Below are 13826 nucleotides of genomic sequence, written 5' to 3' on the forward strand. Positions count from 1 at the left end.
GACAGGTATGAACGGACAAATTCAACTGACAGGGGACGAACTCGCGTTCTATCGGGAGAACGGATATTGGATAAGCGGCCGGATCTTCAATGACGAACAGCTGGAACGATTGCAGAGAGCCCATGACCGTATTTGGGACGGTGATTATGACGGGGACGGCTTTCCGCTGTCAGACTGGCATCCAAACGGCAATCCGCTTCAGCTTCGGAAGATGGACAATGCCTGGTGGATTAACGATGAAGTGAGAGAAGCGGTTACCAGCCCGCTGCTTGGGCAGATCGCGGCGCAGTTAATGGGCACTGGCGAAGCGAGGCTGTGGTACGACCAGGTCATTCATAAACCGGGAACCGGGCAGCAGGCCGCGGAGAAATCCGGGAATGTGGGCTGGCATCAGGATTATGCCTATTGGCAATGCACGGATACCGCTAATCTGGTGACGGCTTGGGTGGCGCTGCAGGATACGGAGGTACAGAACGGCTGCATGCTTGTCGTTCCGGGTTCGCACAAGTGGGGACTGATCCCGGCCAGCGATTCGTTCTTCGATCAGGATCTGGATTCCCTGAAGGAGCGGTTCGCCAAGGAGGGGCGGGTGTGGAGCGAGGTGCCGATGATCCTGAAGGCGGGAGAAGTGAGCTTTCATCATGCGTATACGCTGCATGCTTCGGGCCCTAATCTGTCCGATCATCCGCGCCTGTCAGTCGTTGCGCATCTGATGCCGGGGAATACGGTTTACCGGAACAAAGGGCAGAATGTCGATAACATCCGCCTGCTTGGACCGCGGCCCAAAGAAGGGCAGCCTTTCGATAATGCCTACTTCCCGAAATTGTGAATGATATTAAATCGAATAAATGGAGGAATTCAAATGAAAATTCAACTGACGGAACAAGAACGTTCGACCAGACAATTAAATCCGGAGACATTGGAAATTGCGGTTGAGCAGGTAAAAACCAATGGGTATATTCTATTCGATAAAGTGCTGAGCGATGAGAAAATCGCCCATATCCGCAAATCGTTCGATCCGCTTTTCGATGAATTTATCGAACGTAAAGGCTTCAATACGGGGACGAATCGCGCGCAGATGTTTCTCCCATTCATGCAGCCTTTCATCGACGAGGAGATTATTTGCAATCCGATTGCCACAGCCGTGCTCGACAGCATTCTCGGCGCTGACAACCGCTGTACGTATTTGGCTTCGGACACGCCGATGCCGGGCTCCGACTACCAGCATGTACATTGCGACATCATGCCTCTCTTCCCGGATTTGTCGATTCCGCTGCCAACCTTCAGCCTGGTTGTTAATATTCCGCTGGTCGATGTTACGGAAGAGAACGGGCCGCTTGAGGTTTGGCCTGGCGGTACACATCTGAATCCGGACCGGGCAAACCACGACACGCTGGACGGAAGCGTGAATCCGCATCTGCATATCGTGCGTGCGGCTGAACATATGCTCTCCGAGAAGGTGCTCATGTCCGCCGGTTCGATTGTGATTCGCGATATCCGGATGTGGCATCGCGGAACCCCGAACATCTCCAACGACCGCCGTACGAATCTGGCCATGATTTTTAACAGAAGCTGGTATGGCGGAGGCTCTTATATTCCGATCCCGCAAGAAACATATGATCAGCTGCCGCAGAAAGCAAAGGAAGCGTTCCGCATGGAGAAAATCGGTTTCCCGGCCAAGATGCCCTGGGAGTAATGGAGGATATGATGAGAATTTATCTAATTGGCGCAGGTGTAATCGGCCGGTATCACGCGGAGGCCATACGCAAGCTTCCCGCCGGCGGGCCTGTGGAGCTCAAGGTTGCTGATCCGAACGCGCAGGCGCTTGCCGGGTTCACAGAAATGTTTCCCGAGGCAAAAAGCTATTCTGATGCGCGTACGATGCTTGCTGAGCCGGCGAGAGAGGACGATATCGTCATAGTCGGCACGCCTCCGTTCACGCACTTTGAATTATCGCGGATGGCGCTGGAATCCGGCCGTCATGTATTATGCGAGAAACCGCTGGTGATGAACGGTCAGGAAGCCAAGGTGCTGCTTGAGACCGCAAAACGGCATAACCGCATGCTGGGATGCTGCAGCGACCGCTTCCTGGGCCTTTCCAAGACCGAGGAAATCAAATCGATGCTCCACTCGCAAACATTGGGCGAGGTTTATAAGGTGACATTCGTATACCGGAACCAGCGCGCCCGGGCGGGCGTGGAATACCAGAAGGAGAGCAGATGGTTTCTGGACCGCGCCAAGAGCGCGGGCGGGATTCTGATGGACTGGGGTCCTTATGATTTCACAGTGCTCAACGATCTGCTGCAGCCTGAGTCGATTGAAGTTGCTGCAGCCTGGACAAGCAAGCCTGTAACGGCAGCCGATCCGGCGGATACGAAATACGATGTCGAGGGTCATGTCGGCGCGATGCTGAAGTATTGTCTTGCCGGCGGCAAATCCGTATGGGTTCAATATGAACGGGCATCCTGCACGCACGGCGAGCCGTATCATCATGTTGAGCTGGAAGGCACACTGGGTGCGGTGAAGTGGTCGCCGTATTTTGAAACTGATCAGATTGATTACAAACGGGATAAAGAAGGGCAAGTGGAAACGACGGAGAACCAAATGGCCCATAACGGCCCCTTCACCGTTATGGACCATCCGATCTATTACTTTTATCTGAAAGTCAAAGGACTGGACTCGCAAGCAACCATTAATGAGCAAGCGGTTTTCAATTTTCAATGCCTGCAGGCCATCTATGATTGCGCGGAATCGGGAACGCCGCAGACGGTGCCCCATTCCGTGTTATAGGAGTTTATCAATGCGGCTGTCATCGGGAGGTAAAAGGAGAGTTGAGGGATGATCATAAAAGGATTTTCGACCGCGATGTACGGTTGGCATGAACGATACCGGTTCGACCGAAGAGAGGCCTCCTGGGATGAAATATTCCGGGAGTGTGCGGCAGCAGGAATGAACGCCGTTGAAATCGATCCGGAGCCGGAGCTCGTAAGTCTGGCCCGGATGTACGGTTTATCCGTCTCGGGTGCCTATATCGGGCTTAATCTTCATGAACCGGCGATTCCTTTCGAGGAGAGCGTCATGCCCTTGGCCCGAAGGCTGGCAGAGGCCGGAGGGACGGATCTGATTGTAAATGCGGATCCCAAAGGCGGGTGGGGCGCGGCGCTCCCCAAAACAGAGGACGAATTTAAACGGCAAGGCGAGCATTTGTCGCACATATCCGCTGCCGCAGATGAATGGGGGCTGAAGGTCAGCCTGCATAATCATGCGGATGAGAAGCATAATGCGGAAGGCGACCTGCGCAGCGTTATTGAGTACGCCAGTGCAGATGTGGGACTATGCGTGGACACGGGATGGGCGCATGCTGCGGGATACGACCCGATTGAATGGATTCGGACCTACCCGGAAAGAATCGATGCCTTCCATTTAAGAAATCAACGGGGGCAGACTCCAACGGAAGATCTCCTTGAAGGGGACATCGATATGGAGAAGCTGCTTCAGGCACTGTCGGATATCGGATATAACGGCTGGCTGGCCTTCGAGCTGCTGCATAACGAAGAGAACCGGGCTGTGCGGACAATGGCCGAAGATGTCAGAAGATCGGTTGAATTTTTGAAGCCGTTCATCCGCTAGGCAAGAGGGGGCATTTGCTCAAACGGCAAATGTCCCATTTTATAATCAATATCGGAAGGGGACCGGAAATGCACACAGTGAAATCTTTTCGCACAAGTTAAGAGCATTTATAAATTATTTGCCCAAGAGCCGGCTGTTGCAGCCGGCTCTTTTTGCTGAACTTGGGCCGTGCCCGGTCCGGAATCAGCCCCTTTATGTATGCGGAAGATGTAGGGCGCGCGATATGTGTGCCCATTAACCTACCGCTACAATGGGACTGGGAATACTTGCCAAGCTATATTAGTTGTATGAGAATAAAGTAGACAGACTATAGGACTCCCTAACGAATATATAGGGATATTGGAGATGACTGCCCATGCGACCAAAATCGTGAAGTAAAAATAGTACACCAAATCCAAAAATATGCACATTATATAAATCCTTTCGCTTCTGTAAAATGGGTCACAACGGGCAGAGGGATGGGGGAAGGGGGGATATGACGGAACGGATGCGAGATACCAAAGATATCGATAGATTGAGGAGGACACTTGAATGTTTAAACTCATGATTGTGGATGATGAGCTTTGGATCCGGGAAGGTTTGAAACAAACCATAGACTGGGGGGCATACGGTATCCAACTTATTGGAGAAGCCGAAGATGGACGGAAGGCGCTCCTGCTGATAGATGACAATATCCCGGATATCGTTATTTCCGATATTAAAATGCCCTCCATGAATGGGTTGGAATTAATTGAAGAGCTAAAATTACGCGGCACAGATATTAAGGTGATCTTTATTAGCGGATTCAGCGACTTCGCATATGCCCAAAAAGCTGTCAAACTAGGTGCGTTCGATTATATTCTCAAGCCGATTGAGGAGAAGGTGCTGCTTGAGATCATTGAACGGTGTGTCTGCGAAATCATGAAAAAGAAAGAGGATTCTTACCGCTTGGAAGAATTGTCAAGCCGGATTAGAGAGAGTTTACCACTCGCGAAACAGAAGCATCTGGAAATGTGTCTAACTCAACCTATGCCGGACAACGAATTACAGATCAAATGGAAAACGTTCCAGATTGAACTGGATCCGAATCGCCTCGTTATTTTGGCTGCCGTAGTACACGAATGGGGTGAACGAGACATGAATGAGAAGGAATGCTCACTTATTCGATACGCTCTTGGCAATCTGATGGAGGAGATGATTTCAGGCGATGGCATGCGATGCATCGCATGTCCTTTACATGAGAACGAGTTTCTTGATTTGGCGCTGATTGTTTCTCCACAAGAACATGACAAGCCGACAATGTATGAGCAATTATTCAGATGTGCTTATCGAGTCATCGAAGGAGCACAAAAATATCTGGACATCCGAATTACCATTGGAATCAGCGATATTTCGGATAGAAAGAATCTTTATTCTGCATTTAAGGAAGCGCTTACAAAAAGTGCGGGTTATTTATCTGAAGAATCCGGTCATGTCTATGGCCCGGTAATCATGGAAAGCAGTTATATGGATGTCAATGCGCCTCCACAACATCCATTGCCGGCAGCGTATGCAGCATTCCAAATGCCGGGGGCGCGACAGTCAGTATCTTTTGCAGGGAGCATACCCGTCGCAACGATTAAAACAGATGCGCTGGATGCTGCACGCTCTAATCGACTGCTGCACGCCCTGAAGCTGATGGATGAACATAAATGTTCCGAGATGCTTGACGATCAGACTGAGCATCTAAGAGAGCTCGTCAAACAAACATCCGCCATTGCGGTTCGAAGCGAGATGAACTTGTATATTGGTATTCTTCTTTCCAAATGGCGAGACCTATGCGCCGCTAAGTATACCTCAGAACCCTTCAGAGTTACTCATCAACTGAAGCTTCAGCTTTATCGGTGTCCCCTTAATGAATGGACATCCACGATCATGAGTGTCTTTTTAACAAAGAATACCACTGTGTCTGTGTCTGGACAGAAACGCATCATCGAAACAGCATTACGTTACATTCATGACAATTATCACCTTGGCATTAGTCTCAATAGTGTAGCGGAACATATATATTTGAACCCCTCTTATTTCAGCAGGCTGTTTCACGCAGAGGTTGGGGAAACGCTTAGCCGTTATCTCATTCGAATTCGGATAGCAAAAGCAAAGGAGCTGCTCGAGCAGACGCTGCTTAAGATTTATGAGATAGCAGATCGCGTAGGTTATAAGGACTTTCGGCATTTTGTAAAAATATTCAAAGAATATGAAGGGATGACACCAGCTCAGTTCCGCAACCACGGTATGTAGAAGAGGAGGAATCAGGACTGTGGCATTCATTAGGAGAATAAAGCTTACCAACGTAGGCATGAGGGTCTTTGGGTTGTATGTCGCCAGTATGCTTATCATTATTACGGTGATGGGGTATCTCTCTTATGTCAAATCCACCGAGATGATGGAGAACAAGATTGGCGGAATGGCTCTTCAGAATGTCCAGCAAATGAGTAAACGGATTGAAAAAATCATCGAAGGATACGAGGATCGCTCGCTGCTGGTCGTAGGCAACAAGGAAATTCAGAAGCAGCTGGATGGAGAGCTGTCTGACGAAATGGAACGAATCGAGAACAACAATAGCAATACGGCCTTTCTATCTAATCTGGTCAATTCAAGAAACGATGTGGATAGCGTTTACTTGTTTGGCGAGAAAGGCTTTTCCTATCATTACTCGCCTAGAGATTCAACCCCTGCCTATAATCCCTATATTTACGATCATTCCCTCGAGCTCTGGTACAAACAAATTCGCGAAGCAGACGGACAAGCGGTTTACTTCGGTATCCGTAAGTCGTTTATTACGCCATGGAAGGCGGAATCCGGGCCCGTGTTCTGCTTCGGGCGGGCGGAGAAGGATTTTAATAGCCGCGGAGAAATTATCGGTGTTACGTTATATGAGATAGATCCCAAAGAGATTATGGATATTCTATCGGAAATCGATTACGACGGATCGGGCATGAATGTCATTATCGACGGAACCGGTCAGATTGTCGGCGACAAGGACGGCATACGCTTATCCAGTATGCTTGGCGTTCAATTGGAACAAAAGCATCAGGGTATATTCAGCAAACGAATCGATGGAGAAAAGGTGCTCGTTGTTTACAACAAGTTGGAAACAGCCCCCTGGACTCTAGTCGGTATGCTCCGCGGCTCGGAGTTGATGAAGGAAGCGAACGATATCCGCTTCTACATGTTATCGCTCGGAGTCCTGTTTTCCGCAATCGGTATCCTGTTGGCCTTGATTATTGCTTCGACGGTTCACCGGCCGCTGCAGAAGATGATTCGGGCTATGCATAAAGCGAAAAACGGCGATTTCGATGTACGTCTCGAGGACAAGCGGGAAGATGAATTCGGTTACTTGTTTATTCATTTTAACGAGATGGTCGCTCATATCAAGGAATTAATCAATGAACTATATGTGCAGAAGTTGTTGGAGCAGGATCTTCAGCTCAAGATGCTCGGCTCTCAGATTAACGCTCATTTCCTATACAATACGCTGGATTCGGTACACTGGATTGCACGGATTAACAAGGTGGACGATATCAGCACTATGGTCTTTGGGTTATCCAGGTATTTGCGGTTGAGTCTCAGCGAAGGCAGGGATGAGGTGTACGTCAGTGAGGTCGTACAATTGATCGATAGCTATATCATGATTCAGAAGGTTCGCTATCAGGATAAGTTCACTCTTCTCTTGAAAGCAGACACATCGCTTGCGGATTTTAAGGCGCTTAAATTTATATTTCAACCTATCGTAGAGAACGCGATTTATCATGGGCTGGAGAAAAAAACTGGCAAAGGCAGGCTTGATGTAGCATTTATTCGGGAATGCAATTGCATGAAGTTCATTGTAGCTGACGATGGGGCCGGGATATCGGATGATAAGTTGTCTGAGCTGCAGCTTATATTGAAAGGGGCGGAACCGCAGGATAATCGGAATTTTGCGCTGCGAAACATTAATTCACAGATTAAAATCGCATACGGGCCTCAGTACGGGATTGAGATCCACAGCCGATACGGGGAAGGTACTACGGTTACGATGACGATACCGCTCACGAAGAGGGATCAGGTTAAGCATGCCAGCTGAACTCGTCCCATGCAGCAGACACCGCAATATGCAACGGATTCCATTAATTGTAAGGGGGATTTATGTAAAGATGAGAGAGCTTTTACTTGGTGAGAAAAGCCGTGTATCTTCCATTCTTATCCTCATGATAGCCGTAATCATGTTATTGGCCGCTTGCAGCAGCAAAGAATTTTCGTATTCTGAAGCGGGCACGGGGACGGCCAATGACAATGATGATTCGAGTGATGTAAAGAAGAGCAGCGAACCTGTAACGATAAGCTTCTGGTTTCCATGGGGAGGAGGATTTCAGAAAGAATTTTACGATACAGTCGTTAAACCGTTCGAAGCGGTTAATCCGGATATCAAAGTCCAAATGACTTTTGTTGAAAACTCTGATAATACCCAGGCTTCGGGTAAATTGCAGACCGCGATTGCAGGAGGCCAGGCACCGGATGTAGCAATGTTTGACCGGTTTATGGTCGGACAATGGGCCGAAATGGATTCTCTGGAGGATTTAACCCGGTATGCCATCCATGATGATATGGCAAGCCTCTATTACCCTAATGTATGGTCGGAAACTCAATATAAGGGCAGAACGTACGCCCTCCCTTGGAATATGGACAGCCGTGCTATGTTTTACAACAAATCCATGATGCAGGAAGCGGGCCTTGACCCGGACAAACCGCCGACAACGATAGCAGAGCTGGATGCAATGGCTGAAAGAATGTTCAAAAAAAACAGCAATGGAAGTTATGATCAGGTTGGTATTATACCTTGGATGGCTCAGGGGTTCTTATATACACATGGTTGGAACTTTGGCGGCCAATGGGAGAAGAACGGAGAACTTATGCCAAACGATCCGCAAATTGTCAAGGCGCTGGAATGGATCCAAAGCTATGCCAGGAAATATGACAACAAGAAAATGACGAATTTCTCGAATAGTTTGAGGCAAAGCGGACAAAATCCGTTCATGTCCGGCAAAGTAGGTTTTATTTTTGAAGGCAACTGGCTGCTTAACGATATCGATAAGGCTAATTTTGAGTGGGGTGTAGCGCCGATGCCTTCAGAAGAGGGTAACAAATCGGTTACTTGGGCGGGAGGCTGGTCTTTCGTTATGCCCAAAGGAGCCAGGAACCAAGATCAGGCGTGGAGGTTTATTAAATTCATTGCTGGTAAAGAGGGGGCGCTTCTTTGGTCAGGCCGACCGGCTAACAATTATGATCTGACCTGTATTCCGGAAGTGAACGCACAGCTTGGATTGGATAAGAAGGAAAAAATGAACGTATTCATCAAGCTGCTGGAGCATGCATATATTCGTCCGGTAACGCCTGTAGGCGGATTCATGTGGGATGAGATGTATCGCGTACAAAAGCTGGCAGTCAATCTGCAGGGTGAACCAAAAGCCCTCCTGGGCGAAATGAAGAAGAATCTCGATACTGAGCTTGCAAAAGTGAAGGCATTGGAAGGGTCGAAGATTGAGCGTACCCATAAAACAAAAATACTACACTAAATACAAACATAGGCACATTACCGAATTGAATTAAAGCGTTTACACTAAGGTGGTGTCAAAGATATCCATTGAGATGATTAAAAAGAGGAGGCTGGAAAGTGAGGAAAAAGAGTGTTGAAACTCTACATTTTAAAAGCAAAATGATTATGTTTGTTGTGGCTGCACTATTAGTTTCCATTGCATTAACAGGCTGCGGGGGCACGAATGAAGCAAGCGGAACGAATACATCAAATGGAAATAATAAAAAAACCGGAGACAGTACAGCAAATGGAGATGATGCAAACAGCAGGGCAGATAACGGGAATAGCAAAGACAGCAGCAAGCAAGTAACGCTCGATTTTTGGTCATGGGGCGGCAAGTTCCAGCAGGATTATACGAAGATTGTTATTAGTGAATTCGAGAAAACGCATCCTAACATCAAAGTAAAATACATTACCGAACAAGGGACCGAGAAATTGACGACTCTGATTGCCGGAGGTACGCCTCCGGACGTGGCCTTACTCGATCGCTTTATGGCGGGAGCGTGGGCAGCCAAGGGCTCTCTCGAGAGCTTAACTCCTTATCTCGCAGACGGCACGGTTACCGCTGATGATTTCTACCCCAGCGTTTGGGCAGAAGGGAATTACAAGAATGAATTATATGCTATGCCGTTCGGCACGGATAATCGCGCGATGTATTTCAACAAAACATTAATGAAAGAAGCCGGTCTTGACCCGGAGAAGCCACCGACTACTATTAGCGAGCTTGACGCGGCGGCTGAGAAGATATTCAAGAAAACAAGCAGCGGGTATGAGCAGGTCGGGTTAATTCCATGGATGAATCAGGGCTTCTTATATACCCAGGGATGGAACTTTGGCGGAGAATGGGCAAAAGACGAGGAATTAACGCCGAACGACCCTCAAATCGTGAAAGCGCTTGAATGGATGACTGGTTATGCGAAGAAGTATGACATGGCCAAAATTAACAATTTCAACGACGTAATGGGGAAAACCGGAATCAATCCATTCTGGACTGGGAAAGTTGGATTTGTGTTTGACGGAAACTGGATATTGAACGATTTGATCAATAACGCAAAGGTGAAACCGAAATTTGAATGGGGCGTCGCTCCGATGCCTGCAGAGGATGGACAAGCTCAATCCACCTGGGCAGGAGGCTGGTCTTGGGTTATGCCAAAAGGAGCCAAGCATCCTAAAGAAGCATGGGAGCTGCTCAAATATATCGGCGGTTATGAAGGTACGCTGCTCTGGGGAAAACGTGCGGATGCCGGAAATGATATTACAGCGATGCCGAAGGTGAATGAGGAGCTAAAAATAGCGGATAATCCAAAATTGAAAGTGTTCCTGGATTTGATGCCAACCGCGCATACTCGCCCTGTTACCCCGGCAGGTCAAAAAATGTGGGATGAAACATTCCGTGTGACGGATTTAGCACTGAACGGGAAAGGCGAGCCCAAGAAACTGCTGGATGAAGCAAAAAAGAACGTGGATAACGAATTGAAAAAACTAGAAGCTGTCAAATAAATGATCAGACCGGTAAAGGGGAGATACGAAGCTGCCTCTTTCCTTTACCGATTTACCTGTAATGACAAATAAGACAACTGCCTGGATGAATTGAACGACAATGAGGTGACGGTTCTTGAAACGAAGTTGGAACAAAGCATTGAACTGGAAGAAATTCATGCTGCTATCGCTTGCCTCTCTTGTTTGTTCTGTAACCTTTGGTGGAAATTTTCAATCTTATGCCAGCGAGCGTTTAAGGGATCGGAATCAAAATCAAGGCATTCCGCAATCGGATAAAGATCATTTGTCGATAGACGATATTTTACAGCCGACCTACGGGAAGACAATAGCTGCTTATAACAAAGAAGGCTATGTACCTGCAGCGGGAGCGGAAATAGTCATCCCGGCAAATGAATTTTCGGCATTTGGCGGTACTAAGCCTGCTTCGGAAGCTGTCGAAGGTCATTCATCCGCTCTGGTATGGGATAAAGGTACGACATGGCTGGAGTGGACGGTAGATATACCCTCGAGTGGACTTTACAACATAACGACGAATTATTATCCAATGCCGGGGAAACGGCTGCCGATACAACGTGAGCTGCTAATAGACGGACAGAGTCCATTTCGCGAAGCACAGCGGATCTATTTCTATCGCAACTGGATAGATCGAGGAGATCCCGTTCAGAACAATCAGGGAGATGATGTTCGCCCCAAGCAAGTGGAGGAGCCGGAATGGATGAGTTTGCCGGTCATGGACGGTAACGGGTTATATCCGGGACCCTTTCAATTTTACTTCAGTACGGGCAAACATGCCATACGGATGAATTATTTAGTAGAACCCATGGCATTGGATCAAATTCGGATAACAGCACCGAAACAATTGCCAAGCTATGACGCTATTAAACAATCCTATGGGGCGGAAGGATATGAATCCGTTTCGAATATAAATGTGAAGGTACAAGCGGAAAGCAATCCTGCAAAATCCGATCCGACCATTCGTAGAGAATCCAATGGCGATCCGCTAATGGAGCCGGCAGGGGATGGGAGTATACGGCTGAATGCATTCGGCGACTGGCGCTGGAGAAAAGGTGGTCAGAAAGCCACATGGGCATTCACAGTCCCAAAGGACGGATTATATAAGATTGGCCTGAAATTTGGACAATGGTGGGGCGATGGGCTTCCGTCCTATCGTCAAATTCTCATAGATGGGAAGGTACCTTTCAAAGAATTGGAATTATACCCGTTCACCTATTCGCGAAGCTGGCGAATCGAAACACTGCATAAACAAGGCAGCAAATCTGATCCTATGCTTATGCATTTATCGAAGGGGGAGCATACGCTCACCATGGTTGCCGAGGTCGGGCCTTACCAGCCGATTATCGAGGACTTAACGGCGGATACGCAGAAGCTGTCCGACCTGTATAGGCGCATCATTATGGTAACGGGACCTACTCCGGATCCAAACTTCGAATATGAACTGGGCAAGAAAGTGCCAAAGCTCATTGAGGATTTAAAGGTGATCGCAGACGACCTGATCGTTCAAATGGATGCATTGAAGGCATTATCGGAGGAAGAGCCAAGCACGGTGAACAGTCTTCGTATGATGAATCATACATTCGAAAAAATGATCAAGAATCCGGATTCGATTCCAAGGCAGTTATCGGAGCTAAGCAATAGCCAAACGAGCTTGAGCACGCTGCTGATGGGTTTGCAGAATGTACCGCTTATACTCGACTACCTTGCAATCAGTTCACCGGATACCGAATATCCCAAAGTGAAGTCCAGCTTCCTGCAGAAGTCCATCAGTACGTTCCAAAACTTCATAGCCTCCTTCACGAAGGATTATACGGGCGTTGGCAGTGTCTACGCTACAGGCGAGCCTGCTAAAGAAACCGGTCCGGTCATTGAGGTCTGGGTATCGCGAGGCAAAGAATGGGCGGAAATCATGAAGGATATGGCGGAAGAAGATTTTACTCCGAAAACCGGTATCCGGATTAATGTCAATACGCTTCCAGCGGGACAATTAAACGCAGGCTCGGTCAATACGCTGCTGCTTGCGGCGAGTTCGGGCAAAGCGCCTGATGTCGCTACAGGTGTCGATGCACATTTACCTGTCGAATTTGCAATTCGGGATGCCTCGGTCGATTTATCGCAATTCCCGGATTATGCGGAGGTCAGTAAACGATTCTTGCCAGGATCGCTAATTCCGTTTCAATATAACGGGGGCAACTACGCACTCCCGGAGACACAGGATTTCAACGTACTTGTTTATCGTAAGGATATATTGAAGGAGCTCGGTGTCAGCATCCCGCAAACATGGGAAGACACGTACGCCATGCTTCCGATCCTGCAGCAAAATGGGATGCAGATGTTCTACCCGATCTCGTCACTTGGATTTATGCCTTTCCTTTACCAGAATGGCGGCGAATTCTATCATGCGAATGGGATGAAATCAGGACTTGATACTCCTGAAGCCTTTCAAGCCTTTACGGAGTGGACAGAACTATACACCAATTATAAATTTCCGGTTACAGCCAATTTCTTCAACCGTTTCCGGACGGGGGAAATGCCGATCGGCGTTGCCGACTATCTGACATACGTTCTACTCTCCACTGCAGCACCGGAACTAATTGGACGATGGGGTGTTGCACCATCGCCTGGCCATAAGAAAGCTGACGGTACGATTGACCGAACGAGCGGCGGTGCCGTTCAATCCGTTGCAATCTTCAAACAATCGAAGCATCAAAAGGAAGCGTGGGAATTTCTCAAATGGTGGACCAGTACAGAGAGCCAGGTTCAATTCGGTCAGGAACTCGAGGCTCTGCTCGGCGTAGAAGCGCGCTGGAATACAGCAAATATGGAAGCCTTCTCTCAGCTGCCTTGGCCAGAGGATGACTTGAAGGCTTTAACCGATCAGTGGAAGTATTACAAGGAACAGCCGTATGTGCTTGGCGGATATTTCACTGCGCGGAACATTGACAATGCGTGGAACCGCGTTGTTCTTGGGGGAATGAACATCAGAGAGTCGCTGGAACAGGGAATCAAGGATATTAATAAAGAGCTTGAAGCCAAACAAAAAGAATTCGGTTTTACTCCGGATTAGGGCTGCGGAAGGAGGAGCGAG

General features: G+C 48.2%; 9 protein-coding genes. All 9 read left to right on the plus strand.

What is annotated here, in order from left to right:
* The first annotated feature begins 7 nt into the window (after nucleotides 1–7).
* The 9 genes from AC0YNV_RS38730 (at nucleotide 8) to AC0YNV_RS38770 (ending at nucleotide 13805) form a co-directional block, all read left to right on the plus strand.
* Nucleotides 8–829, plus strand: coding sequence for a phytanoyl-CoA dioxygenase family protein (locus AC0YNV_RS38730; protein ID WP_475772790.1), 822 nt, complete (start codon nucleotides 8–10; stop codon nucleotides 827–829).
* A gap of 33 nt (nucleotides 830–862) precedes the next feature.
* A complete protein-coding gene (locus tag AC0YNV_RS38735; protein WP_475772791.1) occupies nucleotides 863–1696 on the plus strand; it encodes a phytanoyl-CoA dioxygenase family protein in 834 nt (277 codons plus the stop codon).
* A gap of 8 nt (nucleotides 1697–1704) precedes the next feature.
* On the plus strand, nucleotides 1705–2790 hold the full coding sequence (locus tag AC0YNV_RS38740; RefSeq protein WP_475772792.1) for a Gfo/Idh/MocA family protein: 1086 nt from the start codon (nucleotides 1705–1707) through the stop codon (nucleotides 2788–2790).
* A 48-nt stretch (nucleotides 2791–2838) separates the two neighbouring features.
* Complete coding sequence (locus AC0YNV_RS38745) at nucleotides 2839–3630, plus strand: sugar phosphate isomerase/epimerase family protein (protein WP_475772793.1); 792 nt, start codon at nucleotides 2839–2841, stop codon at nucleotides 3628–3630.
* A 531-nt stretch (nucleotides 3631–4161) separates the two neighbouring features.
* A complete protein-coding gene (locus AC0YNV_RS38750; protein WP_475772794.1) occupies nucleotides 4162–5889 on the plus strand; it encodes a response regulator transcription factor in 1728 nt (575 codons plus the stop codon).
* A 19-nt stretch (nucleotides 5890–5908) separates the two neighbouring features.
* On the plus strand, nucleotides 5909–7714 hold the full coding sequence (locus AC0YNV_RS38755) for a cache domain-containing sensor histidine kinase (protein WP_475772795.1): 1806 nt from the start codon (nucleotides 5909–5911) through the stop codon (nucleotides 7712–7714).
* A 70-nt stretch (nucleotides 7715–7784) separates the two neighbouring features.
* Complete coding sequence (locus AC0YNV_RS38760; protein ID WP_475772796.1) at nucleotides 7785–9203, plus strand: ABC transporter substrate-binding protein; 1419 nt, start codon at nucleotides 7785–7787, stop codon at nucleotides 9201–9203.
* 98 nt (nucleotides 9204–9301) lie between these two features.
* Complete coding sequence (locus AC0YNV_RS38765; protein WP_475772797.1) at nucleotides 9302–10723, plus strand: ABC transporter substrate-binding protein; 1422 nt, start codon at nucleotides 9302–9304, stop codon at nucleotides 10721–10723.
* A gap of 115 nt (nucleotides 10724–10838) precedes the next feature.
* Nucleotides 10839–13805: an extracellular solute-binding protein gene (locus AC0YNV_RS38770; protein ID WP_475772798.1), complete on the plus strand. Its 2967-nt coding sequence runs from the start codon at nucleotides 10839–10841 to the stop codon at nucleotides 13803–13805.
* Nucleotides 13806–13826: the final 21 nt, after the last annotated feature.

Source organism: Paenibacillus sp. JT31N11 (genome assembly GCF_056269285.1).